Raw genomic sequence first — 24,888 nt, forward strand, 5'->3', positions numbered from 1 at the left:
GGGATGCGTTCACGGGCCCCAGGGGGCCCTCCACTTCGGGAAGGAATACATCCCGGCGCGGTATCTCGGACCCCGCGGCCTTGCTTGTCGGGTCACCTGGGGTGGGGGACTTCGTGTCCAGGTGGGGGGTGGTTGGCAGGGGGTGTGCCGTCGTTCGTGTCGTGGGCGTCTTTGCCTTGTCGCGGCCTGCGGCTGCGCTGCGGTGGACCGCCTTGGTGCCCTCGGCCGCTGCTATCGCGCTGATGCTGGGGTCGCCCAGGGTTGCCGCGGCGTCTACTACTGCTGCCAGGGCTTCCGCGTAGCTGGCTGCGTGGGGGGAGTTGGTGGTGATGAGGTGCGTCAGGAGGTCTGTGGGGGCGCTGCGCCAGCGGCGGGCGCTGACCGCGGCGTCGAAGAAGGGTTGGAGGCTGCTGCTCGACGTCGGACGTCCCGTGGCGGCGAGCCAGTCTGTGGGGGCTCCTGGGGAGGATTCTGCTACTGCTGCTGCCAGGCGTTCGGCCTCGGTGCGGGCTTCCTCGGGGTTCAGGCCGGCGGTGGTGGCCGTCGCGGCGAGGGCGTCCAGGGCGGCGGCCAGCGCCGTCGTGGTCATGGTGCTTCCAGGGGGGCGGGGCCCGATGCCGGGCCCTGGTCTGGTGTTCCGGGGGTGGGCGGGGCCGGGGCCGTGCTGGGTGCTGGGCTCGGGAGGTTCAGGGTTGACTGCGTGCCGAACTTCTCCTCGAGGAAGCGGCCGTGCGCGACGAGGGCTACGGCGTCGGCGCGCGAGACGGCGTCGGAGATCTTGTCGATGGTGGCGCCCAGCAGGTCGAGCTGGTCGCAGAGGATCATGAGCGACGTCTTGCCGCGGTCCACGACGCGCCGGTCGGCGAAGTCGCGGGGGAGGCGCAGGTACGCGTCGACCGCCTCGGGCAGGTAGCTCGTCGCGGTCGCGACGACGGTGTGCGCCTGCTGGGAGCCGGCGCCGAGCCGGTCCAGGCGGGGCGCCATCTCGTGCACGGTCTCGGCGACCCGCTGCACGCGGGCGGTGACGGCGGCCGGCGCCCTGCCGGACGTGCGGGCCAGGACGGCGTCGACGGACGTCACGATCTGCTCGGTCGTGGGCGGGGCGGGGACGGCCACGGGCCGCTCCTCCTCGGTGCGCCCACCGCCGAAGATCCGTTGCCACCAACCCATACGTGCCTCCGGGCCTGCCGTCACGGGGTGTTGAGGTCGAGAGAACCGCTCGCCACACCGTCGGTGTTGGTACGCCGTGCCCGCTCCACGTACTGGGAGGCCTTCGTGGTCTCGGTCTGCAGCACGCCGATCGTCTGCGACATCGAGTCGAGCGCCCGGACCTTGAAGTCGCTGATGGAGTCCATGGTCGCGTAGATGTTGGCGAACGCGGCCTGGAGCTGCTCGATGCCGACCGTCGAGCTCGCCGCCTGCTCCTGGATGGTCGCGGACTGGTCGGCGAGCATCTTGGAGGTCGAGGCGATCATGTTCGACGTCGTCGTGTTCAGCGCGCCGATCTGGTCGAGCACGAGCTTCTGGTTCGCCAGCGCCTGCGCCACGATGACGGCGGTGCGCAGCGCGGAGACCGTCGTCGTCGTCGCGCGGTCGACACCCTTGGTGAGCTCGATGTTGTTCTTGATGATGATGTCGATCGCGAGGTAGCCCTGGATCGAGACGGCGAGCTGGGTGAGCAGGTCCTGGTGCTTCTGGCGCACGTAGAACAGGACGTCCTCGGACAGCGCCTTGGCCCGCTCGGGCTCGGCGATCTGCAGCTCGGCGATCTTTGCCGAGAGCTGGGCGTCGAGCCGCTCGGCCACGTAGATGTACTGGTTGAGCCGCGCCATCGTGTCCCAGAGGTTCTGCTTCTCCAGGTTGAGCGCGGCGTTGTCCTTGCGGAGCTCGTCCTGGCCGTTGTAGAGGGCCTGGATGATGGCGTTGAGCTGGCCCTGGGCGGACTCGTAGCGGCGGAAGTAGTCCTGCAGCTTGTCGCCGAACGGGATGATCCCGAGGATCTTGCGGCCCACGCTGGCCTCGGACGGGTCCAGGTCCTCGACGGTGCGGCGCAGCTCCAGCAGGGTCTGGCCCACCTTCGAGCCGTCGGCGAGGCCACCCTCCTTCAGCGCCCGGACGGGCGTGGCCAGCAGCCGGTTGCTGGAGTCGGCGGCCTGGCGGATGTCCTGGTCGCCCATGGTGCGCACGTCGTCGGCACGCCTGGCGAACTCGGGGCTCTTGGTGTCGGCGCTCAGGAGGCCGTCGAGGTAGGTGGCCACCTTCTGGTCGAGCGCCGGCGCGACGGCGGGGTCGACCTTCGGAGCCATCTTGGGGGCCTGTGTGGCGGCGACGGCCTGGACCGGGTCGGGCGCGCTCAGCACGAGGGGCTCGGCTGCGGGAGCAGGCGGTTGAAGCGGCATCGGCTCGGTCATCGGTGCTCCTCGTGATAGGGCGTCCGAACGCGGCGAGTATATGCGGGGAGCCGCTGTCGCCGGGAGGGAAAACGCCTGGGTGCGGGGTGAGAACGAGAGGCCGACGGCGAGAGTTCCCCAGCCGGAAGGACCTCACCCGGTGGGCTTCGGGTGTGGCGCTCCCCACTCGGCGTCCGAGCACGGAATACGCCCGGCCGGGCGGACGGTTTGGGAGCATGAACGCAGTCGTTCGGAACTTCTTCCAGACAGGATGCACACGTAGCCATGCCCTTGCGCCGGTTCTCTCGCCCGCGTGCCGCCGTCGTGACGGCCACGGTCGCTCTCCTGCTCGCCGCCTGCTCGCCGGGGGGTGGTTCGCCGGAGGAAGCCGCCGGCGAACCGGTCGCCGGCGGGACCCTCACCTACGCCTCGGGTGACGCGGAGCCCTCGTGCCTCGACCCGCACGTCGGCGGCAACTACCCGCAGGCGCTCATCGCCACGCAGTACCTGGAGTCGCTCGTCTCGCTCGACGACAGCGGCAAGGTCATCCCGTGGCTCGCCACCGGGTGGCAGGAGAGCGACGACGGCCTGAGCTGGGAGTTCACGCTCCGCGAGGACGTCACGTTCACGGACGGCACGCCGTTCGACGCCGAGGCGGTGGCCGCCAACATCGCGCACGTGCAGGACCCGGCGACGGCGTCGTCGACCGGCTATCTCGCCCTGGCGAAGATCGAGGACGTGGTGGTCGTCGACGACCACCTCGTCCGGCTGGAGCTGAGCACGCCCGACAGCGCGCTGCTGGAGTCGCTCTCGCAGATCTGGGTGGCCATGGAGTCGCCCAAGGCCCTGGAGCGCAGCCAGGAGGAGAACTGCGCGTCGCCGGTCGGCACCGGCCCGTTCGTCGTCGACGCCTGGGAGCGCCAGGACTCGGTGACCCTCGTCCGGAACGACGACTACAACTCTCCGCCCGCCGACGCCGAGGGCTCCGGCCTCCCGTACCTCGACTCGATCGTGTGGCGGTTCATCCCCGACTCGGCGAGCCGCTACGCCGCGCTCCAGTCCGGTGAGGTGCAGGTCATCGACAACGCGCAGCCGGACACGATCCGGTCCGCCGAGACGAGCGGGACCATCAAGGAGCTGGACGCACCCCGCCCCGGCGCGTCGAACCGCATAGAGCTCAACTCGGGCAAGGCGCCGTTCGACGACGAGCGCGTCCGCGAGGCCTTCATCCGTTCGGTCAACGTGGACGACGGCATCGAGGGCCTGTTCTTCGGGACCGCTGAGCGTTCGTACTCGCCGCTGTCCGGCGTCGAGCCGCTCGGCCTGGGTGAGCCCGACCTCTTCACCGTCGACACCGACGCAGCGGCCACCCTCCTCGACGAGGCGGGCTGGACCGAGCGCGACGCCGACGGCTACCGCGTCAAGGACGGCGAGCGCCTCACCCTCGACTTCCCGGTGAGCACCAACCAGTCGATCCCGGCCGAGCAGTCCCTGTTCGAGCAGATCCAGGCGGACGCCAAGGCAGCGGGCTTCGAGGTGCGGCTGCACCCGCTCGACCTGTCGAGCTGGTACGGCGCGCTCGCCGAGAACGACTACAACCTGGTCAGCGCCCCGTACACGAAGGTCGGCCCGGACGTGCTGCGGATCCTGTACCACTCGGCGAGCATCGAGCCGGCACCCAGCGGCTACTTCGCGAACCTCGCCCAGGTCGACGACCCCGTGCTCGACGACCTGCTCACCCGGGCCTCCGCGACGAGCAACCCCGACGACCGCAAGAGCCTGTACGAGCAGGCCCAGCGGATCATCCTCGAGGGCTACTACATCCTGCCGCTGTACGACCAGCAGAACCACTTCCTGTACTCGACCACGGTGCAGGGGCTGCGGGCGATGCCGACGGTCTCCACGCCGACCTTCACCGAGGCCTGGCTGACGTCTTGACGCTTCCCGTCCCCACCACCGGGGCACGCAGGAGGCCGGTGCCGGGCAACCGGCGCTGGCTGCTCCTGCGTGCCGGTGGGGTCGTGTTCGTGCTCTGGGCCGCCGCGACCATCACGTTCTTCGCGCTCCGGCTGGTCCCCGGCGACCCCGCCGAGGCGATCCTCGGCGGACCCGGCTCGCAGGCCGGACCGGAGGCGCTGGCGCAGGTACGCCGCGAGTACGGCCTCGACCAGCCGCTCGTCGTGCAGTACCTGACCTACCTCGGCCGGCTCGCGACCGGTGACCTCGGCCAGTCCTATTCCCTGCACAAGCCGGTGGCGACGGCGATAGGGGAGCAGCTCGGCGCCACGCTCACCCTCGCGCTCTGCTCGCTCGTGCTCGCCTGGGTGCTCGCGTGCGCGCTGGCGGCCTGGAGCGTGCGGGGCGGCCGGATCGCCTGGGCCATCGGGTCGGGGCTCGAGCTGGTCGCGGCGGCCGTGCCGCACTTCTGGCTCGCGACGGTGCTGATCCTGTTCCTCAGCCTCACCCTCAAGGTCCTGCCGCCGGTCAGCGTGCCGGGGCCGCTCGGCATCGTGCTGCCCGCGCTGACGATGGCGATCCCGCTGGCCGGGTTCCTCGGGCAGGTCATGCGCGAGTCCCTGCTGACCGCCATGGAGTCGCCCTTCGTCACGACGGCGCGCGCCCGCGGCGAGAGCGAGGTCCGGATCTTCTGGCGGCACACGCTGCGGCACGCCGCGATCCCCGCCGTCGGGCTGTCCGGCTGGGCCTTCGGGTCGCTGATCAGCGGGGCGGTCGTCGTGGAGTCGGTGTTCGCCAGGCAGGGGCTCGGCCGCAGCCTGCTCTCCGCGGTCCAGCTCCGCGACGTCACGCTGGTGACCGGCATAGTGCTCGTCGTGGCGCTCGCGTACACGGTGATGACCCTCGTGACCGATCTCGCCGACCGGGCGATCGACCCGCGCGGACGGGCGGTGACGGAGTGAGGGCGTTCCGCCCGACGGTCGCGGAGGTGATCGCGGGCGCGGTCCTGCTGCTCCTGCTCGTCGCCGCACTCTGGCCGAACCTGCTCGCCCCGGGCGACCCGCTCGCCGTCTCGCGCACCGAGGCCTTCCAGCCGCCGTCGCTCGCGCACCTCTTCGGGACCGACGAGTCCGGCCGCGACATCTACACCCGGGTGATCCACGGGGCCGCGGAGTCGCTGCGGATCGGCGTCCTCGCGACGGCGATCGGCATCGGCCTCGCGACGGTCCTCGGCCTCGCGGCCGGCCTCGGCCCGCGCTGGCTCGACTTCGGCACCACGCGGCTCGTCGAGGTGCTGTTCGCGTTCCCCGGCCTGCTGCTCGCGCTGCTGTTCATCGTGGTGACGGGGCCGGGTGTGCTGAGCTCGACCATCGCCGTCGGCCTGGCCACCGCGCCCGGGTACGCGCGGATCATCAGGTCCCAGGTGCGGCGGACGGCGGCCGCCGAGTTCGTCGAGGCGGCCCGCGTGCTGGGGCGCGGCCGGCTCTGGATCATCGTCCGGCACATCCTGCCGAACGTGACCGCCGCCCTGTTCGTGCTCGCGACCCTCGGGCTCGGGCAGGCGGTCATCTGGGTCTCCTCGCTGAGCTACCTCGGCCTCGGCGCGGTACCGCCCGCCGCGGAGTGGGGCGCGATGCTCGCCGCGGGCCGCACCTACATCGCGAACTTCTGGTGGATGACCTTCTTCCCCGGCCTCGCGATAGTCGCCGGCGCGGCCGCCGCGACCGTCATCGGGCGCGGCATCCAGAAACGGAACAGGAGCGCGGCGTGAGCGATCCGGTGCTGTCGGTCAAGGACCTCGTCGTGGAGTTCGCCGGACGGCGCGTCGTCGACGGCGTCAGCTTCCAGGTGGCGGCCGGCGAGTGCGTGGCGATCGTCGGCGAGTCCGGCTCGGGCAAGAGCGTCACGGCGCGCAGCATCGTCGGCCTTGCCGGAGAGGGCGCGCGGGTCACCGCCGCCGAGCTGACGGTCGGCGGGCAGGACGTGCTCGCGCTGTCCGGGCGGCGCCTGCGCAGCCTGCGGGGCGGCACGGTCGGACTGATCGCGCAGGACGCGCTCGTCTCCCTTGACCCGCTGCGGCCCGTCGGACGCGAGATCGGCGACACGCTCGCCCTGCACACCGGGCTCGACGCCGCCGCCCGCCGTGCGCGCACCATCGAGCTCCTGGACCGTGTGGGCCTGCCCGACGCCGAGCTGCGGGCCGGCCAGCGCCCCGGCCAGCTCTCCGGCGGCCAGCGGCAGCGGGCCCTCATCGCGGCGGGGATCGCGGGTGAGCCACGGCTGGTCGTCGCCGACGAGCCGACCACGGCGCTCGACCAGCCCGTCCAGGCCGGTGTGCTCGGGCTCCTGGGCCGGCTGCGCGACGACGGCACCGGCGTGCTGCTCATCAGCCACGACCTTTCGGTGGTGCTGGGCATCGCCGACCGGGTCCTCGTGATGACCGACGGCGCGGTGGTCGAGGAGGGCACCCCGGCGGAGGTCTTCGAGCGGCCCCGGCACCCGTACACCCGCAAGCTGGTGGCCGCCGTCCCGGCGGGCGTGCCCCGCGGCACGCCCCTGTCGGCCGCCGTCGACCCGGCAGCCGGCCCGGCAGCCCGCCCACCAGCCGGCGTCGGACGGACGAGTGGTCGGCGCGTGGCTGCTGACGACGCTCCGATGCCTGCGTCCGGCGACACTCTCCTCGAGGCCCGGGGGCTCGCGCGGACCTTCCAGGTCGGCGGGCGGGAGATCGTCGCCGCCCGCGACGTGTCGTTCTCCCTGCGTGCCGGGCGCACGCTGGGCCTGGTCGGGGAGTCCGGCTCGGGCAAGTCCACCACCGCCCGGCTCCTGATCGGGCTGGAGCGGCCCGACGCCGGCGAGGTCACCCTGCTCGGCGAGCCCTGGATCCCCCTCCCGGAGTCCCGGCGACGCCCGCGCCGGCCGCTCGTCGGCGCCGTGTCCCAGGATGCGCTGAGCTCGTTCGACCCGCGCTGGACCGTCGGCAGGGTCCTCGCTGACGCCCTGACCCGCGGCCGCACGACCCGGCCGGGGCCGGTCCGCGCCGAGATCGCGGAGCTGCTCGGCACGGTGGGCCTCGACCCGGCGGTGGCCACCCGCCGTCCGCTGCACCTCTCGGGCGGCCAGCGGCAGCGCGTCGCCGTCGCGCGGGCGCTCGCCGCCGACCCCCGGGTGCTGATCCTGGACGAGCCGGTGTCCGCGCTCGACGTCTCGGTCCAGGCGCAGGTGCTCGACCTGCTCGACCGGGTCCAGCGCGAGCGGAACCTCGCCTATCTCCTCATCACGCACGACCTCGGGGTCGCCCTGCACATGAGCGACGAGATCGCCGTCATGCAGGAGGGGCGCATCGTCGGGTCCGGCCCGGCGGCGACCGTCTTCGACGACCCGCAGCACCCGTACGTGCGGCTGCTGCGGGACGCCTCACCGATCGCCGTCGGGCGGGCCGACAGGGGCTGACCAGGCCTGCCCTACATCTCGATCCTGGGCTTCGCGTCCAGCACGTCGAAGGTCTTCAGTAGGCGCAGGTAGGGCGCGAAGGCCTCGTTGACCTGGTCCGGCTCCAGCCCGTAGCGCCGCATGTCGTACAGGTGCGGCTTCGTCCCCGCCGGCCGGGCGAGCACCTGGTCGAGCTTCGCCTGGTCGCTCGCCGTCCAGGTGGCGCCGATCGCCGAGTACAGCCGCGGCACCTCCGTGTGCGGGTCCGCGCTCAGCGCGTGGTACGGCACGTCCACGATGGCCGACGGCGGCAGGCTGAGCCGCGCCTCCAGCGCGTTGTTCACCCACGTGACCATGGAGTCCATCACGAGCTGCCCGACCTCCAGCGGGTCCGGGTCCTTCTGGTACGGCGCCCACAGCGTCTCGATGAGGCTGCACGACGAGCCGACGACGGCGGCCGGGTCGCGGTGCGTCCACACGAAGGTGGCGTCCGGGAACACCTGCTTGATCACCGTCATGTCGTTCAGGTGCGCCGGGTACTTGACGACCCACCGCTTGGCCGGCCGGCCGTGCTGCAGCACCTGCAGGCCTTGCTTCAGGTGCTCGTAGTCGCCGGCCAGCTCCGCCGTGCTCCGCCGTGCGTACCAGTCGCGGTAGGAGGGCATGCTGCCGTGGAACAGCGGCCAGAAGGTGCCGTGCGGCATGAGCACCAGCGACTCCTCCGGGTCCGTGGCCTGGATCGGATGGATGTGCTTCAGCCCAGGGGCGAAGTAGCGCGTGACGAGCTGGATGCTCTGGTCGAACCGCTTGATCTCCCGCTTGGCGACCTTCGGGTCCTCGAGGCCCGTGTAGGACATCTCCCAGGCGAGCGGCCCGCGGTGGTCGGGCGATGCCGCGAGCACCTTGTGGGCGAGGGTGGTCGCCGTGCGCGGCAGGCCGAGCACGAACACCGGGTTGACGATCTGCTCGTCGGCGATCTCCGGGCGCTCGGCCAGCAAGGCCTGGATGCGCAGCCGGTTGACGTAGCGGCCCTTGACCACGCTGAGCGCGAAGAACCAGCCCAGAGGCGTCAGCCGGGGCTCCTCGACGATGCTCGCGAACACGCGGCCGAGACCGTCGGCGAGCTCGGGGTCCTGTACGCCGGCCTCCTTGTCGGCGTCGGCTACGGCCTTCGCCCACGCGCCCGCGGAGTCCTCCCGCCCGCGGATCGCGGGGCCGAGGACGGTGTTGAGAACCTTGGAGGCTCGGGTGTTGCTGCTCACGATGTCCCTTCGAGTGCGGAGTGCTGCTCTGGGCGGAAGGCGACCGGGAGCGCCTCCAGCAGACGGAAACGGAAGTCGGGTGCCCACCGCAGCTCGTCCGTGCGCAGCGCGAGGGCGGGCGTGAGGCGGCGGTGCAGCGTCTCGGCGGCCGTGCGGACGATCAGGCGGGCCAGGTGCGGCGCGGGGCACGCGTGGGCGCCGACCCCGAAGGTGAGGTGGGCACCGCTGCCGGAACCGTCCCACGGACCCTCGCCCCGGATGGTCGGGTCCGAGCCGACGGCGCCCACCGCGAGCAGCACCGCGTCGCCGCTCTGCACGAGCTTGCCGTCCAGCAGGAAGTCCTCGACGGCGATCCGCGGCGCCAGCGCGCTCACGGGTGGCGCGGTCCACAGCACCTCGTCGAGCGCCTCGTCGGTCCCGAGCCGTCCGCCGGCGAGCCGCCTGGCGAACTGTTCGTCGGTCAGGGCGAGGTAGAGCGTCTGGGTCAGCCAGGCCTGCAGCCCGAGGGTCGTGGTGGCGGTGAGGGACAGGATGCCGAGCGCCGCCTCGGCGGTGCTCTCGTAGGCGGTGTGCCGTGCGAGGCGGCCGGCGGGGGTCGGGGTGCCGTCCGGCCGGCGGGCCGCCGTCTGCCCGTTGAGCAGGAAGCTCACCTCGTGCACGGTCGCCGCGGCGTAGCGGTCCGACGCCGGGCGCGTGGCGATCTCGAACACCTGCTTCGCGGTCGCGGCGTCGAACCCGAGGAGCGCGCCCAGCGTCAGGTGGGGCATCGGCGCGACGTACTCGCGCACCAGGTCGGCGACGCCGGTCGCGGCGAAGCTGTCGATCAGCTCCTCGCACCGTTCGCGGGTGGTCCGGGCGACCTCCGCGTCGTCGATCACGCCGAGGACCTCGTCGAGCGGGGTGCGGAGCCTGCCGTGCACGCTGCCGTCGGCCTGCTCGACCGTCGGCCTGCCGACCGGCGCGAGCGGGTGGAGCAGCGGCGAGTCGGCGCCGGGTACCGGCTGCTCGTGGCCGTTCCAGGACCCGGTCGCCGCTGTGAGGGGGAACTGGCCGCGGGCCATCGCGACGATGGTCCGGTACTCCGTCACGAGCCAAGCGCGGGTACCGGCCTCCAGCCCGACCGGGGCGACGTCCCCCCACTCCTCGCGAAGCCGGTTGTGCACGGCCGCCGCGTCGGTCGACGCGGTCACCTCCGTGATGGACGTGACGGTGGCCGGGTCGTCGAGCTTCAAGGGCCGGTGGGCGGGATCACCGCTGACGGTGTCGCCGATGCCGGCGATACCGTCGATCATGGTCGAGCTCATCGAGTCCCCGTCTGGTCGGGTACAGGTTCCTGCTTCCGGCCAAACCTTGCCCGATATGTGCGCGTATGTCGAGAAGCTGTCGCGGACTCGTGGAGGACTACCCGCTGGTCAGAAGCCCGCGAGAGCCCGCACCGTCTCTATCGTGTCGGCCTCCGCGGCACTCTTGTCGTCGCGGTAGCGCAGCACGCGCGCGAAGCGTAGGGCGAGCCCGCCCGGATAGCGGGTGGAGCGCTGCAGCCCGTCGAACGCGATCTCCACCACCTGCTCCGGCCGGACGGTCACCACCCACCCGTTGTCCTCGGTGCTGAGCTCGGTGAAGCGCGCGGTCTGCCACTCCAGCATCTCGTCCGTCATGCCCTTGAACGTCTTGCCGAGCATCACGAAGCCGCCCTCCGGGTCGCGCGCCCCGAGGTGGATGTTGGAGAGCCAGCCCTGCCGGCGGCCCGAACCCCGCTCGACCGCGAGCACCACGAGGTCGAGGGTCTGGCGCGGCTTGACCTTCACCCAGCCCGCGCCCCGGCGTCCGGCGGCGTAAGGGGCGTCGAGCGACTTGACCACCACGCCTTCCTGGCCCGCGCGCAGCGCCGCCGCGAAGAACTCGGCTGCGGTCTCGGGGTCCTCCGTGACCAGCCGGCGCACCGTGTGCGGCCCGGCGATCTCGTCGAGCACGGCGAGGCGCTCGCGGAGCGGGGCGTCGACCAGGTCGCGCCCGTCGGCGTGCAGCACGTCGAAGAAGAACGGAGTGAGCCGTAGCTGGGCGGCCAGCTCCGCCTCCGACGCGGTCTCCCTGGTCGCGGACCGCGCGGCGGTCTCCTGGAATGGCCTGGGCACGCCGTCCTCCCCGACGGCCAGGGCCTCGCCGTCGAGCACCAGACGGTCGGACGGCAGCGCGCGCGCCACCTCGACGATCTCGGGCACGCGCTCGGTGATGTCGTCAAGGGACCGCGTGACGACGCGCACGTCGTCGCCGAGGCGGTGCACCTGGATGCGGATGCCGTCGAGCTTGACGTCGACGCAGAGCTCGGTGCCGCCCTCGGTGCCGGCATCGCCGGACCCCAGCTTCTCGAAGGCCGCCGCGATGTCCGGCGCCGACGCTGCCAGCATCGGCCGGACCGGCCGCCCGATCTCGAGCGTGAACGTCGCCAGCACGGCGACCGGGTCCTTCGCGAGAAGCGCGGCGCTCGCCACCGGGCCGGTCGCGCCGCGCATCATGACGGCCCGGCGGACGGCGTCGGCGGGAGCTCCGGCGGCCTCGGCGACGGCGTCGACCACCACCGAGTCGAGCGCGCCCTGGCGCAGCTCCCCGGCGACCAGGCCGCGCAGGAACGACTGCTCGCGTTCGGTGGCGGCGCCGAAGAGCTCCGCGGCCGCGGTGGAACGGGCCTGGGCCGAACCCGGGCCTTCGAGCGTCGCCATCCCGGCGAAGGCGGCGTCGACGTCGCGCACCGTGAGCGTTGCGGTCGTCGCCGGAGGTGGGAGGTCGCGGAGAGCCGCGTAACCGAGTCCGGTGCGGCGCTGGCGGAGCGCGCCGGCGAGGTAGGAGACGACTGTCTCGAGGTCGTCGGCGGTGTCGGCCTCGGCCGTGCCGCCTCCGCCGTCCCTGTCCCCGTTCTCGGCTCCGGCGGCAGCCGTGCGCCGCAGCAGGTCGGCGATGGCCGCGCGCTTGGCGAGGCGTGAGCGCGTGGCGGCGACGGCGTCGGACGTGGCGGCGACCTCGGCGAGCAGCATGCTCCATCTTGACGCGTCCTGAGTCGGGGCGCCGCTCCGCTACGGCTCGGTCGCGGCTGACCGCACGAATGACCATGCACCTGCTGCCAGACTGGGCTGGATCTTGGCAGCAAGTGCATGGTCATTCCGCGGCCTCACGCCGGGTCAGCGCTCCTCGGGCGCCCACCAGGTCAGGTGGCTCGCCGCCTCCGCCGTCGGCTCGATGGTCTCCCACGCCTCGGCGATCAGCCCGTCCTCGAACCGCATGATGTCCACGACCGTGATCTCCGCTCCGGAGGGGAGCCGGCGGCGTGAGTGCAGGACGACGTGGTCGCCGTCGGCCAGCATGTGCTTGATCTCGACCTGCATGCCCGCGATCTTCTCCAGCGACGCCCGCATCGAGGCGAGCCATTCCGCCTTGGTCGAGAACGTCGAGTCCGGCCGGTGATGGACGAAGCCGTCGCTCAGCACCCGCTCGACCGAGGCGACGTCGCCCGACTCGACGAGGTCCGCGAACGCCCGGCCGACGATGGTCTTGTTGTCAGTGGCAGTGCTCCGAGTTGTCATGTCCGCAGTGTTCGCCGCTGTCGCGATGCCTGTCGATGAACTGGGAGTTCATGGCGTCCGGCGACGCGTTGAGCGACACTCGACGCCATGCACACCGTGGGGGAGCTGCTGCGGCAGTGGCGGCAGCGTCGTCGGCTCAGCCAGCTCGATCTGGCGATCGCCGCCGACGTGTCGGCCCGCCACGTCAGCCTCGTCGAGACCGGCAGGTCGCGGCCCAGTGCCGAGATGGTGCTCCGGCTCGCGGACCAGCTCGACGTCCCGCTCCGGGAGCGCAACCGGCTGCTGCTCGCCGCCGGGTTCGCCCCGCGGTACCCCGAGCGGCCGCTCGACGGCGACGCGCTGTCGGCAGCCCGGGACGCCGTCGCACGGGTGCTGAGCGCGCACGAGCCGTATCCGGCGCTTGCCTTCGACCGCCGGTGGAACATCCTGATGACCAACCGCGCCGTCGACCGGTTCTTCGCGGGCGTCGCACCCGACCTGCTCCGCCCGCCGGTCAACCTGGTGCGGCTCGGCCTTGACCCCCGCGGGCTCGCCTCGCTGGTGGTCAACCTGGCCGACGTGCGCGCGATGTTCCGCTCCCGGATCCGCCGCCAGCTCGCCGCGGTTCCTGACCCCGAGCTGACGGCGCTCTACGAGGAGCTGCTGGCACCCGGGCTCGACGGCGAGGCGGGCGACTCGACAGAGCCCGAGTCGGACGTCGTGATCCCCATGGTGCTCCGTCTCGACGGGCGTGAGCTGCGGCTCTTCTCGACGATCACCACGTTCGGCACCCCGATGGACATCACCCTGGCCGAGGTGGCCGTCGAGTCGTACTACCCGGCGGACGCGGAGAGCGCCGCCTACTTCGCGGAGCCTCCCTCCTGAACCTCAGCCCAGGTGCCAGGCGGCCACCGCGGCCTCGATCGCGGCGCGGGCGTCCGCCTGGATTCCCGGCACCAGCTCGAACGGCGCCTCGCCGGACTTGGGTGCGCGGCGCCAGGTCCCGACCACGCGCCCGTCCAGAAGGACCGCCGGGCGGAAGATCCCGTTGACGAACGGGACGACGGTGCGCATCGCCTCGGCGTCCGCGACCAGCTCGCGGTCCTGGTAGCCCAGGACGATCTCGTCGAACCCCGGCACGAGCAGCACGCCGGACGGTTCGGCGAGATCACTGCCGGGGCCGCTCGGCGCCTGCCCGACGAGCATCACCTTCCCGTCGACGACCACCTCGGCGACGGCCTCCGGCTGTTCCGCACGCAGCTCGGCGACGGCGGTGCGCACCGGCACCTTGGGCAGGCCGAGCCACCACGCGAGATCCTCGACGGTGGCGGGCCCGCGGCCGGCGAAGTAGGAGCGCGCGATCCGGCGCAGCGCCGCGCCCGGATCCTCGGCGGGGCTGTCGCCGAGCCCGGCCCCCGGTGACTCGACCATGAGCTGCTGGGCATCGGCGAACGGACCCCAGTGCAGCACTCCCTTGACCCCGAGGGTGGCGATCAGGTGGTAACCGCGCTGCCCCTCGATGGGCACGCCGGCCTGCTGCCACAGGTCGACCATCGCCGCGCGCGAGATGCCGCCCTCGGCGGGCGACGCCCGCAGCGCCTCGAGGGCCACCGCCTCGGCGCGGGCCACCACGTCGTCGTCCAGGCCCTCGGTCTCGCGGACCTTGCGGCCCGTGCGCAGCATGCGCGCGCCGGTGAGCGAGAGGAGCGCGGCGAGGTCGCCCGGCGTGGTCGCGAAGAGCGTGCCGCGCTGGGTCCACCCACGCACGAGCTCGCCGGCGTCGAACGCGGCGCGGACGTCGTCCAGCGTGGTGCCCTGGCGGCACCGGACGGCGATCGCCCGCAGCACCGCAGGCAGGTCCTGGCCCTGGAGCGCGACCATCCGGCGGACGACGTCGGCGGGGGACAGGTCCGGGGTGCCCGCGCCGCCGTCGGGCACGGTGAGGCCCTGCGTGCGCAGGCGAAGCCGGCGCGCGGCGGCGGGCGAGAGCTCGGTCGGTCCGGAAGGCATGCGGGAAGGCTACGGGGCACGTCTGACACTCACCGGCCGGCGGGCCGTCCCGGCCCCCCGGCCGGCTGCCGCGCCCGCCTACTCCTCGATGGCACCGCCGATGGCACGGAGGTGCTGGCGGAAGGTCGTGCCGTCACGGTCGCGTGCGGCGAGGTACTCGGTGAACCGGGTCTGCTCGCGCAGGCTGGTGCCGAGGTTCATGCGTATCGCCTGGCGGCGTTCGGTGTCGCGGATGGTGGCTGCGAGCTCCGAGATCTCGGCCGCGCGGCCGAGGGGCAGGAACAGCACGCCGTCGTCGTCGCCGAGCACGAGGTCGTCGCCGGTGACCGTGTGGTCACCGAACCGTGCGGCGGTCAGGGCGTCCGCGGGCTGCGCGTCGAGCCGCTGCGGCCCGGCCGGGACGGCGCCCTGGCTGAACACCGGCAGGCGGATCGTGCGCAGGTCGCGGGAGTCGCGGTGCAGCCCCCAGATCACCGTCCCGCCGAGCCCGGCGCGCTGGATCTCCAGGGTGACGAGGTCTCCGACGCAGGCCTCGTCCGTGCGGCCTGCGTTGTCGACCACGAGGACGTCGCCGGGCTTGGCCAGCTCGATCGCCTCGAGGAACACGTCGACGCTGCCGACGTGTCGTGCCGGACGGGCGCGGCCGACGACGCGCGCGCCCTCCCACAGCGGACGGACGTCCGCCGGCGCCTGCCGGACGGGAACGCCGAGGCGAACCATGGCGTCGGCGACGTGGGGCGTGGTGAGGTCGAGGAACGCACCTTGCAGATCGAGCACGTCGGTCGGTCTCCTTGGTCAGGCGCGCCGAGCGGGCTCCCGGCGCTCGTCCGCGCAACCATATCGCCGCGACAGGCGGCTACGGGCGGGGGTCGAGCGTCGCGGCGAGGAACTCCCGGGCCAGCCTGGTGAACTCCTCCGGCTGGTCGTAGGTGACGATGTGCCCGGCGCCCGCGACCGTGACCAGGCGGGAGCCGGGGGCCGCGGCGGCCGCCGCGGACAGCTCGGCCTCCCCGACGAGAGTGTCCTGGTCGCCGCGGACCCACAGCGTCGGGACGGTCAGCCTTGGCAGGTCGGGCAGGAGGTTCAGCCGCATCGAGAACGGCCCGTAGGCCCGGGTCTGCCAGTCATCGAGCCCCGGTTCGCCGTGCGCGTCCTTGGCCCTGGCCTCCTCGACGGCCAGCCGGACGATGTCCTCGAAGTCAGGGGTGTCCGCGCCGGCGGTGAGGCTGGTGGTCATGGACCGCCGGACCAGCTCCGGACGCCTGGCGAGGTACCGGCTGGTCAGCCGCATGGCTCCGGGAGTACGCAGGAACAGCCAGGTGAGGAGCTGCGCCGGGCGCCGCGCGCCGATTCCGCCAGGTCCGACGGCGATCAGGGAGCTGACCCGCTCGGGGTGGTCCAGCGCGTAGCCGGTGGCGATGCCGCCGCCCATCGAGAGCCCGATGATCGCCGTCCGCGGCAGGTCCAGCGCGTCCAGCAGGTCGTCGAGGAAGTGGCGGTAGAAGGCGTCGTCGAGCACGCCGCGCCAGGGCCGGCTGCCGCCGTGCCGGGGCAGGTCGATGACATGCACGCGGTAGTCGGCCGCCAGTGCCTGCGCGACCCGACGCCACACGCCCTGGGCGGTGTCGAGCATCGCCCCGTGGAGCAGGAGGACCGGCGGCCCTGACTCGCCTGCCCGGTACAGGCGCACCGGGCCTCCGGAGACCGTCAGGTCGGTACGGGTGTCGAAGAGGTCGGTCACGCGGGCTCCTTCAGCAGGTCGAGCTGGGCGTCGAGGTGTCCGAGGGGGGCGAGCTGCGCCGCGCGAAACGCCTCGGGTTCGGCAGGGTGGCCTGGGCTCTCCCCAGTGTATAGAACACGTGTGCGTCTTCAGCGATAGGTGGTGACAGGATGGCGCGCGTGGCAAGGCACACGTCGTTCCGTTTTCGTCTCGACCCGTCGGTCGAGCAGGAACGTGCGCTGTCCCGGTACGTGGGCGCTGCGCGGTTCACGTACAACCAGTGCCTGCGGTTGCATCTGGATGCCCGTACGGCAGGTGGTCGTCAGGATATGGGTAGCGGCCGCGGTGGCAACGTCGACGGTGACGCTTCCATCCGTGGTGCCTCTGGTGAGCCCGCCGAGCTGGCGGTGCCGTGGTCCCGGTTCAGCCTGATCAACGCGTTCAACCGGTGGAAACGATCAGAGGCCGCGGGACGCCGCTTCCTCGTCTCAGGTGAGGGCGCCGCCGAGGTAGAGGTGACGGGGCTGGTTTGGCGCGGTGAGGTGTCCTCGCAGGTGTTCGAGGAAGCGGCCGTCGATCTCGGGCGCGCCTTGGTCGCGTGGATCGCGTCCCGGTCCGGGAAGCACATGGGCCGTCCGGTCGGGCATCCTCGCTTCAAGAAGAAGTTCCGCACGGGCGGGTCGTTCCGGATGCGGAACAAGGCCTCCGGCGACCGCTCCTCGATCCGTGTCGGGATCGGAGACAGTCCACGGTCGGTGACCTTGCCGAAACTCGGCAGCATCCGGGTCCGGGAGGACACCCGCCGCCTGCGCCGGATGATCGCCACGGGCCGGGCCCGGATCCTGCAAGCCACGGTCACGCGCGGGGTCCGCCGGTGGTGGATCTCGATCACGGTCGAGGCCGCTGACCTACACCCCGCTGTCCAGCACCCCGCCCGGGCCGCCAGCGACAAGATGGGGTGGGTAGGTGTGGATCGAGGGCTGCACACCCTGGTCGTCGCCGGTGCGCGTGATGGGACCGAGGCTCTGCGGGTCGAGGCGCCCAAGATCCTGGCCTCGGGCCTGCGTCGGCAGCGTCGTCTGGCCCGCGCCGTATCGCGCAAGAAGCGCGGCTCGGCCAACCAGCGCAAGGCGCGCATGCGCCTGGCGAGACATCATCTCCGGGTGCGGGACACCCGGCAGCACTTCCTGCACCAGGTCTCCAACCAACTGGTCAAGACCCACGACCGGCTGGTTCTGGAGGACCTGAACATCAGCGGCATCATGTCCAACCGCAGGCTCGCCCGAGCCGTCGGTGATGCGGCGTGGGGTGAGCTGGCCCGCCAGATCACCTACAAGCAACAGTGGCGTAACGGGGAGGTCGTGGTCGCGGACAGGTGGTTCGCGTCGTCCAAGACCTGCTCTTCCTGCGGGCACATCAAGAAGGTCCTGAGCCTGAGGGACCGCACCTACACGTGCGGCACCTGTGGGCTGGTTCGGGACCGGGACCTGAACGCAGCCGCCAACCTCGCCGCCTGGGCCGAGGACCACACCCCCGCCGTCGAGAACGGTGGTGGGCGCGGTGAAGCCCGGGGCGGGGACCGTCAAGCAGCCGGCCCCGTCATCAATGCCTGCCGACGGGACGGCACTGGCCCACACACCCGTGTGGGCGAAACCAGTCCGGACGACGCAGGAACCCCCGTTCAGACCGCACCAGCAGTTTGAACGAGGGGCGCCCGAGAAGGGTGGTGTCTGTGTACTCCACAAGTCCACAGACACGCTGTAAACTCGGCAGGCTTGCCTCCGTAGCTCAGCTGGATAGAGCGGGTCACTTCTAATGACTAGGTCGCGGGTTCGAATCCTGCCGGGGGCACCCAAGAACGTGGCGACGCCGGCTGTGGCGGGGTACCGGGTCCCCGGCCACAGCCTGCGCGCTCACCGCCGGGCGTAGGCGCGATACGTGTGCCCGCCCTCACCACTCAGCTCGATCACGTCGGCCGCGGTCCGCGTGGTCCTGGCCCGCCGGCCGCGTGTGACGTCGAGCACCGCGAACCGGCCGGTGAAGAGCTCGCCGCGCAGGGTGATCCTGCCGTCCCGGTCCGGGGCGATCCGGTACTCGACGGCCTGCCCGGCGCTCCACGTCGCCCCGACGGTGTGCCCGCCACGCGCCCGGAGGCCGTCGACGGCGCCGTCCGGCCAGGCCGCGGGCAGGGCGGGCAGCAGGTGCACCTCGCCCGTGTGGCTCTGCACCAGCATCTCGGCGATCCCGCCGGTGGCACCGAAGTTGCCGTCGATCTGGAACGGCGGGTGCAGGTCGAACATGTTCGGCGCGAGCCTGGCCGGCGTGACCAGGTACTTGATGAGGTCGTGGGCGCGCCCGCCCTCCTCGAGCCGAGCCCAGAAGTTGATCTTCCAGGCCAGCGACCAGCCGGTGCCGTCGTCGCCGCGGATCTCCAGCGTCCGCTTCGCCGCCTCGAAGAGCTCGGGGGTGCCCCGCCTGGTGATCTGGTTGCTGGGATGCAGGCCGTACAGGTGCGAGACGTGCCGGTGCGTGCGCTCGGTCTCGACCCAGTCGTAGAGCCACTCCTTGATGTTGCCGCGCGAGCCGATCGTCATGGGGGCCAGGCGCTCGCGGGTGGCGAGCGCCCGCGCACGGAAGGTGGCGTCGACCCCGAGGACCTCGCTCGCCCGCGCGCACCCCGTGAACAGGTCCCTGAGGATCTGGTTGTCCATCGTCGGGCCGGCCGCGACGCTGGCGTCGGGGTGGTGGAGGAGCTCGGGCGAGTTCGACGGGTTGGTGACGAGGTAGCCGAGGTTCGGCTCCTCGACCAGCGTGTCGAGGAAGAACTGCGCGGCCCCCCGCATCGCCGGGTAGTGCTCGCGGAGGAAGTCGACGTCGCCGGTGAACAGGTAGTGGTCCCAGATGGTCGTGGCGAGCCACGCCCCGCCCGTCTGCCACATCCCCCAGACCGCGCCGTCCACGACCGACGTGCCCCGCCAGCCGTCCGTGTTGTGGTGTGTCACCCAGCCACCCGCGCCGTATTGCACCTCGGCTGTGCGCGCACCGGTGATCGTGAGGTCGTCGATCATCGAGAACACCGGCTGGAAGCACTCGGACAGGTTCGTCGTGTCCGCGGGCCAGTAGTTCATCGGCAGGTTGGCGTTGATCGTGTACTTGGAGTCCCATGCGGGGAACAGCTCGTGGTTCCAGATGCCCTGGAGGTTCGCCGGCTGCGTGCCGGGCCGTGACGACGAGATCAGCAGGTACCGGCCGTACTGGAACAGCAGGGCGGAGAACTGCGGGTCGTCGACGCCGCCGTGCTGGGCGATCCGGACGTCGGTCGGCTGGTCGGCCGCCGCCGTGCGCCCGAGGTCCAGGGTCGTCCGGTCGAACAGCTCCTTGTAGTCGGCGACGTGCCGGCCGCGCAGCTCGTCGAACGACCTGCCGACGGCGGCGTCGAGGTGGCGCGACGAGATCCCCCGGTAGTCGCCGCCGACGTCGGTGTGGTCGACATAGCTGCTGCCGATCGAGACGAGGAGGACCACGCTGTTCGCACCCGAGACGGACAGCTCGCCGGCCGTGCTGCTGACGCTGCCGCCGTCGGCGACGGCGCGTGCCGAGGCCAGGAACCGGACCTGGCCGGTGACCCCCTCCTGGTCGCTCGAGACGCCCTCCAGCGCGATCGTCGTGGCATCGGGGCTGGCCGTCGTCGTCCGCTGGGGGCTGTCGAACGTGGCGGTGAAGGAGATGGACCCGGGCACGTCCGCGGTCAGCCGCATGACGACCACCTGGTCCGGTGCGCTGACGAACGTCTCGCGACGGTGCTGCACGCCCCCGACGACGAAGCTGGTCAGGGCCGTGGCCGTCGTCAGGTCGAGCTGCCGGTAGTACTCGGTCGCCCCGCTCGTGCCGGGCACCGCCAGGCGCAGGTTGCCGACGGTCTGGTAGGCGAGCTGACCCACCGGGTCGCCGAGCATGTGCGCGTTGACGAGGTCCTGGGCCTCGGTCCACCGGTCCTCGAAGACCAGCCGGCGCACCTCGGGGAGCGCGGCCAGGGCCTCGGGGTTGGCGGAGTCGTACGGCCCGCCGGCCCAGATCGTGTCCTCGTTGAGCTGCAGCCGCTCGGAGCCGGGGTTCCCGAAGACCATGGCGCCCAGCCGGCCGTTGCCCAGGGGCAGCGCGCGGAGCCAGTCGTCGCCCGCCGGCTCGTCGTACCAGAGCGCCAGGTCGTCGGCCGCCTGGACCTCGGGTGGTGGGGCGGACGACGCACGCGCAGCCGCCGTCCACGGCACGGGCAGCAGCAGGCCTCCCGCGCCGACGGCACCGACCTTGATGGCTTGTCGTCTTGTCACGTCTGGCATTGGGTCCTCCGTTGGACGTCCTCAGCGCGAGCGCGACAAACCTACAAAGATATGACGTATCTGGTCAAGCAACTCAATTCCCCTGCATATTCAGCCGGGGGCCGACCGGCGCCACGGCTCAAACATCTAACCTTCCTCGCGGGCTGCTCCGGACCGGGCGCGGCACCGCCCCACAGGTCGCAGCGGGTGGACCCACCGGCGCGGCACCGCGTGCAAAACCTGCGTTCTTGCCCACCAACAGCCGTGCACGGCTTGGCAGAACGTTCTTTACCAATCAGGATGAAGCCGTGACTCCAGGAACACGCTCCGCAGTGCTCGGCCGTCGGGGTGGTGTGGACCCGAACGTTGCGGAGCAGCTCGGCTTCACGGTGCACGACGTCGTACGAGATCTGCGCCGCGACGTCGCCGCCGCGACCCTGCCCCTTCCCATCGACAGTGCCGAAGAAGCAGAGGCCTCCCGGACGCGACTCCTCGCGCAGCTCGACGAACATCTGCTGCCGCGCCTCGCCGAGCTGTCCAGCCCCGCCGTCGTCGTGCTGGCCGGATCCACCGGAGCCGGCAAGTCCACCCTGTTCAACAGCCTCCTGCGCGAGGAGGTGTCCGAGGCCGGCGTGCTGCGGCCCACCACCCGCGAGCCGGTGGTGGGTGTCCACCCGCGAGACGTCGACACGCTCACCCCTGGACCCGTCACCGAGCTGGCCCGGCTCGTCAAGCACGAGGGTGTGCCACGCGGGACCGCGCTGATGGACGCGCCCGACCTCGACTCGTTCCTGTCGGAGAACCGCTCCACCGCCCACCAGCTCCTCGAGGCGGCAGACCTCTGGCTGTTCGTCACCACCGCGGCCCGGTACGGCGACGCCCTGCCATGGCAGGCCCTGGACCGGGCGAAGGAGCGCGGCGCGAGCGTCGCCATGGTGCTCAACCGCGTACCGAAGGAGACGCTCACGACCATCCGCGCGGACCTCAACTCGCGGATGAAGGAGCGGGGCATGAAGGACGTCCCGCTGTTCATCGTGCCCGATGTCGGCCCGCACGAGGGGCTGCTCGACCCGAAGCTCGTCGAGCCCATCCAGCGCTGGCTCGGCCTGATGGCCGGGCCCGAGCGCTCCCGCACCATCATCCTGCGCACGCTCAAGGGCGCGCTCGGCGCCCTCCCCGAATGGGTGATGGGGCTCGTCGCGGCCGTCGAGGACCAGGGCACCGCCGCGTTCGACCTGCGCACCGCCGTCGACTCGGTGGTCCCCGACGAGCAGCTCGCGGCCCGCACCGCCGTCCTGTCCGGTGCGCCGGGCGAGGGCACCGTCGCCGCACGGTTCACCGAGCTCGCCGGCACCGACCGCATCTCCCGCATCACCGTCCGCGACGGCGTCGCCCGGACCACCAGGCGTGCGGGCAAGGCCCGCGAGGCAGCGCTCGTCCGGCTGCGCGAGGAGATCGAGGCCACCACCGCAAGGGCCTTCGTGGCAGCCGGCGTCCGCACCGAGGAGAGCCTGCGCGGCGCCCTGACGGGGCCGGGCGCGCCACCTGCCGGGGAGACGATCCTCCCGAACGGCACCGCCCGCGCCAAGGACCGCCTGGCCTGGGGCCAGGCGACCGCCGCCGAGTGGTCCGGGCACGCGGACGAGATCGTCGGGCGCCTGGACGTCACCGCGGCCGAGAGCCCCGAACCGGAGGCCCCGGCCCGCGCGGCCGGCGCCCGGAAGGCGTTCGGCGACACCGGGCTCGCGACCCTGCTGCTCGCCACCGCGCTCGGGAACGAGGACGCCGCGCACCTCGTCGACCGCGTGCTCGGCGAGGCCGCGGGCGAAGCCGTCGAGGAACTTCGGGGCGAACTTGCCGACAAGGTGGCGCTAGCGGTTGCGGAAGAGGCCCGTTCTGTCCAGAGTGCCCTTGACGTCCCCGCCTTAGCCGACGACGCGGCCGCTCCGCTCCGCGTGCGGCTGGCCGAGCTCAGGAGGCTGACATGACGAGCCACGACGCGACACTGAGCGCACGCACGGAGGACCTCGGACGCGCTCTCCAGATCGCGGGATCTCGCCTCGACGACGCGGTCTTCGGCAAGGTCGCCAGCTCCGTCGCGGGCGTGCGCGAACGGCTGGCGCTCGGCGTCGACCACACGGTGGTGGCGCTCGCGGGCGGCACCGGCTCGGGCAAGTCGAGCACGTTCAACAAGATCTCCCGCCTCTCGTTCGCCGACGTCGGCGTGAAGCGCCCGACCACCGCGAAGGTGACGGCGTGCTCGTGGAGCGACGACGCCGCGCCGCTGCTCGACTGGCTCGGTGTGGAGCGCGAGCGCCGCATCTCCCGGTCCGGCGAGCTCGACGCGGCGGACGACGCGAGCCTTGCCGGGCTGGTGCTCCTGGACCTGCCCGACCACGACTCCGTCGCGCCCGGTCACCGGGACGTCGTGGACAAGGTGCTGCCGCTCGTTGACCTGCTCGTCTGGGTGGTGGATCCCCAGAAGTACGCGGACGACGCCCTGCACACCGGCTACCTGCGTGACTCGTCGGGCATGCAGGCCTCGACCGTCGTGGTGCTCAACCAGATCGACACGGTGCCCGTCGGTCAGCGGGACAACCTGGTCAACGACGTGAAGCGGTTGCTGCGTGACGACGGCCTGGAGAACGTCCCGGTGGTCGCGGCCTCGACGAAGACGGACGTCGGCATCGCCGACCTGCGAGGGCTTCTCGAGCAGACGGTCGCGCGCCGCTCGGTCTCGGCGGGCCGGGCCGCCGGCGAGCTGGACGCCGCGGCGACCCTGCTGCTGAGCCAGACGCCCGCCGAGGTGCCCTGGCACATCGACACGGTGCTCGAGCGCGAGGTGGACGCCCTGGCGCGGGCGGCGGGGCTGGAGTCGGTCGCGGCGCAGGTCGGCGCCGCGGTGCGCAACGGGTACGGCTCGCCGGAGTTCCGTGCGCCCGACCCGGACTCGATAGCGTTGTCGCGGTCGCGCTGGCTCAACGGCGCGGGGGAGTCGCTCAAGCCGGGCTGGCGCCGCTCGCTCGGGGCGGCCGTCGCGAGCGCGCCGGATGTCGCCGCCGCCGTCTCGACGGCGCTGCAGGGCGTCGTCCTGGACACCCGCGGTCCGACGACGCAGCCGCTCACCCGCCGGCTCGCGCTCGGGTCGGTGCTGGTCGCCGTGGTGCTCGGGATCGCGACCGTGCTGGCCGCGATGGGGTTCCTGCCGGTCGGCGAGACGTGGACGACCGTCCTCGGCGTGCTCGCCGTCGTGGCGGCTGTGGCGGCGCTGGTGGTGTTCCTCGTGGCCGTGCAGCTGCGCCGGGCGCTGGCCGCCCGGCGGGCGCAGGGCGTCATCGCCTCGGGCCGGGCGGCGCTCGAACGAGTGCTGCAGCAGACCCTGGGTGTGCCCACCCAGAAGCTCCTCGACGAGCATCGTGCGGTGCGGGAGCTCGCACAGAGTGCGCGGGACGACGGACCCTCGGCACCGCTTCGCCTGGAAGAGAACGCGACCACAGGGCAGCGGATCCGGGTTCCGTCCACAGGCACGGTCCAGCTGTCGGATCTGCGTATCGCTCGGGCCTGATGCTGGGCACGGACCGGCCGCTCGGGCCGGTCCGGACACCCAGGAGGCCTCAAGATGAACGACGTCATGGTGACCGTGTCGGGCAATGTCGGCAGTGATCCGGCCCTGCACGTGAACACGGCCAAGAATCTGCAGTGGTCCACGTTCCGCATGGCCAGCACCCGGCGCTACAGAGGCGAGAACGGCGACTGGACCGACGGCGCGACGCTGTGGTTCACGGTCAAGGCCTGGCGCGCGGCCGCGGCGAACGTGGTCGAGTCCGTGCACAAGGGCATCCCGGTGGTCGTCACGGGACGGCTCGAGGTCGAGGAGTGGACCGGCCCCGAGGGTGAGCAGCGCACGGGGCTGGTGATCGTGGCGACAGCGATCGGCGTCGACGCGACCCGTGGCAGGGTCGGGTTCACGCGGGTGGTGCACCACGACACGGTGCCCGAGGACACCCTGGTGGACCGCGGTGGGCTGACCGCGACGGGGCCGGGTGACGCCGACCCGTTCGGCCTCGACGCCCTGGGTCCCGGGAGCGCCGCGGAGCTCCTGCGTGACGAGGGCGACCAGGGTGGCGAAGCCGGCGTAGGGCAGCGCGAGCTGGTGAACGCGTAGGCTGGGGTCGGTCGTGCTCCGCGGTCCGCGGGTGCCGGGGGTGAACCTCCGCGCAGGGACAACCCGGCACCCGCTCC

At 72.3% G+C, this 24,888-nt stretch carries 19 protein-coding genes, 1 tRNA gene and 1 pseudogene; 10 read left to right on the plus strand and 11 right to left on the minus strand.

What is annotated here, in order from left to right; all coding sequences use genetic code 11:
• The 3 genes and pseudogenes from ACFWE2_RS02940 to ACFWE2_RS02950 all read right to left on the minus strand — a co-directional run.
• Nucleotides 1-589, minus strand: a pseudogene (locus ACFWE2_RS02940) (hypothetical protein); the annotation flags it as partial.
• The gene (locus ACFWE2_RS02945) at nucleotides 586-1,170 is read right to left on the minus strand and encodes a hypothetical protein (protein WP_377222711.1); all 585 of its coding nucleotides are present in this window, start codon (nucleotides 1,168-1,170) and stop codon (nucleotides 586-588) included. The pseudogene ACFWE2_RS02940 and the gene ACFWE2_RS02945, both read right to left, overlap by 4 nt.
• A 20-nt stretch (nucleotides 1,171-1,190) precedes the next feature.
• The gene (locus ACFWE2_RS02950; RefSeq protein ID WP_377222712.1) at nucleotides 1,191-2,411 is read right to left on the minus strand and encodes a toxic anion resistance protein; all 1,221 of its coding nucleotides are present in this window, start codon (nucleotides 2,409-2,411) and stop codon (nucleotides 1,191-1,193) included.
• Between the two features lie 264 nt (nucleotides 2,412-2,675).
• Between ACFWE2_RS02950 and ACFWE2_RS02955 the strand changes: the two genes are divergently transcribed.
• The 4 genes from ACFWE2_RS02955 to ACFWE2_RS02970 are packed head-to-tail and all read left to right on the plus strand — an operon-like array spanning nucleotide 2,676 to nucleotide 7,799.
• On the plus strand, nucleotides 2,676-4,328 hold the full coding sequence (locus ACFWE2_RS02955) for an ABC transporter substrate-binding protein (protein WP_377222713.1): 1,653 nt from the start codon (nucleotides 2,676-2,678) through the stop codon (nucleotides 4,326-4,328).
• Nucleotides 4,329-4,366: 38 nt separating this feature from the next.
• On the plus strand, nucleotides 4,367-5,308 hold the full coding sequence (locus tag ACFWE2_RS02960; protein ID WP_377222714.1) for an ABC transporter permease: 942 nt from the start codon (nucleotides 4,367-4,369) through the stop codon (nucleotides 5,306-5,308).
• Nucleotides 5,305-6,117, plus strand: coding sequence for an ABC transporter permease (locus tag ACFWE2_RS02965; RefSeq protein ID WP_377222715.1), 813 nt, complete (start codon nucleotides 5,305-5,307; stop codon nucleotides 6,115-6,117). The genes ACFWE2_RS02960 and ACFWE2_RS02965 overlap by 4 nt, the downstream gene beginning before the upstream one ends.
• A complete protein-coding gene (locus ACFWE2_RS02970; protein ID WP_377222716.1) occupies nucleotides 6,114-7,799 on the plus strand; it encodes a dipeptide ABC transporter ATP-binding protein in 1,686 nt (561 codons plus the stop codon). Before ACFWE2_RS02965 ends, ACFWE2_RS02970 begins: the two co-directional genes overlap by 4 nt.
• A gap of 11 nt (nucleotides 7,800-7,810) precedes the next feature.
• Here ACFWE2_RS02970 and ACFWE2_RS02975 read toward each other — a convergent pair whose 3' ends face one another.
• From ACFWE2_RS02975 to ACFWE2_RS02990, 4 genes are all read right to left on the minus strand, one after another.
• Entirely contained in the window at nucleotides 7,811-9,040 is a 1,230-nt protein-coding gene (locus ACFWE2_RS02975; RefSeq protein WP_377222717.1) for a sulfotransferase family protein, read from the minus strand.
• The gene (locus tag ACFWE2_RS02980) at nucleotides 9,037-10,344 is read right to left on the minus strand and encodes a hypothetical protein (RefSeq protein ID WP_377222718.1); all 1,308 of its coding nucleotides are present in this window, start codon (nucleotides 10,342-10,344) and stop codon (nucleotides 9,037-9,039) included. The genes ACFWE2_RS02975 and ACFWE2_RS02980 overlap by 4 nt, the downstream gene beginning before the upstream one ends.
• Nucleotides 10,345-10,452: 108 nt before the next feature.
• Complete coding sequence (locus ACFWE2_RS02985) at nucleotides 10,453-12,072, minus strand: ATP-dependent DNA ligase (RefSeq protein WP_377222719.1); 1,620 nt, start codon at nucleotides 12,070-12,072, stop codon at nucleotides 10,453-10,455.
• A 144-nt stretch (nucleotides 12,073-12,216) separates the two neighbouring features.
• The gene (locus ACFWE2_RS02990) at nucleotides 12,217-12,618 is read right to left on the minus strand and encodes a nuclear transport factor 2 family protein (protein WP_377222720.1); all 402 of its coding nucleotides are present in this window, start codon (nucleotides 12,616-12,618) and stop codon (nucleotides 12,217-12,219) included.
• 87 nt (nucleotides 12,619-12,705) lie between these two features.
• Here ACFWE2_RS02990 and ACFWE2_RS02995 point away from each other — a divergent pair, with 87 nt between their 5' ends.
• Nucleotides 12,706-13,482, plus strand: coding sequence for a helix-turn-helix domain-containing protein (locus ACFWE2_RS02995; RefSeq protein ID WP_377222721.1), 777 nt, complete (start codon nucleotides 12,706-12,708; stop codon nucleotides 13,480-13,482).
• Nucleotides 13,483-13,485: 3 nt separating this feature from the next.
• Here ACFWE2_RS02995 and ACFWE2_RS03000 read toward each other — a convergent pair whose 3' ends face one another.
• From ACFWE2_RS03000 to ACFWE2_RS03010, 3 genes are all read right to left on the minus strand, one after another.
• On the minus strand, nucleotides 13,486-14,607 hold the full coding sequence (locus tag ACFWE2_RS03000; protein ID WP_377222722.1) for a winged helix DNA-binding domain-containing protein: 1,122 nt from the start codon (nucleotides 14,605-14,607) through the stop codon (nucleotides 13,486-13,488).
• A gap of 78 nt (nucleotides 14,608-14,685) precedes the next feature.
• Nucleotides 14,686-15,384: an RraA family protein gene (locus tag ACFWE2_RS03005; protein WP_377222723.1), complete on the minus strand. Its 699-nt coding sequence runs from the start codon at nucleotides 15,382-15,384 to the stop codon at nucleotides 14,686-14,688.
• 79 nt (nucleotides 15,385-15,463) lie between these two features.
• Nucleotides 15,464-16,348: an alpha/beta fold hydrolase gene (locus ACFWE2_RS03010; RefSeq protein ID WP_377222724.1), complete on the minus strand. Its 885-nt coding sequence runs from the start codon at nucleotides 16,346-16,348 to the stop codon at nucleotides 15,464-15,466.
• Nucleotides 16,349-16,497: 149 nt separating this feature from the next.
• On the opposite strand from ACFWE2_RS03010, the gene ACFWE2_RS03015 reads away from it, so the two are divergent.
• Both ACFWE2_RS03015 and ACFWE2_RS03020 read left to right on the plus strand, forming a co-directional pair.
• The gene (locus ACFWE2_RS03015; protein ID WP_377222725.1) at nucleotides 16,498-18,030 is read left to right on the plus strand and encodes an RNA-guided endonuclease InsQ/TnpB family protein; all 1,533 of its coding nucleotides are present in this window, start codon (nucleotides 16,498-16,500) and stop codon (nucleotides 18,028-18,030) included.
• Between the two features lie 74 nt (nucleotides 18,031-18,104).
• Nucleotides 18,105-18,178: transfer RNA gene (locus ACFWE2_RS03020), tRNA-Arg, on the plus strand.
• A 62-nt stretch (nucleotides 18,179-18,240) separates the two neighbouring features.
• On the opposite strand, the gene ACFWE2_RS03025 is transcribed toward ACFWE2_RS03020, so the two are convergent.
• On the minus strand, nucleotides 18,241-20,667 hold the full coding sequence (locus ACFWE2_RS03025) for a glycoside hydrolase N-terminal domain-containing protein (RefSeq protein ID WP_377222726.1): 2,427 nt from the start codon (nucleotides 20,665-20,667) through the stop codon (nucleotides 18,241-18,243).
• Nucleotides 20,668-20,954: 287 nt separating this feature from the next.
• Between ACFWE2_RS03025 and ACFWE2_RS03030 the strand changes: the two genes are divergently transcribed.
• From ACFWE2_RS03030 to ACFWE2_RS03040, 3 genes are read left to right on the plus strand one after another with little or no spacing between them, the layout of a single operon-like run.
• Nucleotides 20,955-22,634 carry a GTPase gene (locus ACFWE2_RS03030; RefSeq protein WP_377222727.1) on the plus strand — a complete coding sequence of 560 codons (1,680 nt, stop codon included), beginning with the start codon at nucleotides 20,955-20,957 and terminating at the stop codon, nucleotides 22,632-22,634.
• A complete protein-coding gene (locus tag ACFWE2_RS03035) occupies nucleotides 22,631-24,211 on the plus strand; it encodes an ABC transporter (RefSeq protein ID WP_377222728.1) in 1,581 nt (526 codons plus the stop codon). The genes ACFWE2_RS03030 and ACFWE2_RS03035 overlap by 4 nt, the downstream gene beginning before the upstream one ends.
• Nucleotides 24,212-24,265: 54 nt before the next feature.
• Nucleotides 24,266-24,811, plus strand: a complete 546-nt coding sequence (locus ACFWE2_RS03040) for a single-stranded DNA-binding protein (protein ID WP_377222729.1) — start codon at nucleotides 24,266-24,268, stop codon at nucleotides 24,809-24,811.
• Nucleotides 24,812-24,888 lie beyond the last annotated feature (77 nt).

This window comes from Promicromonospora sp. NPDC060271, from assembly GCF_042726755.1.
Taxonomy (GTDB): domain Bacteria; phylum Actinomycetota; class Actinomycetes; order Actinomycetales; family Cellulomonadaceae; genus Promicromonospora.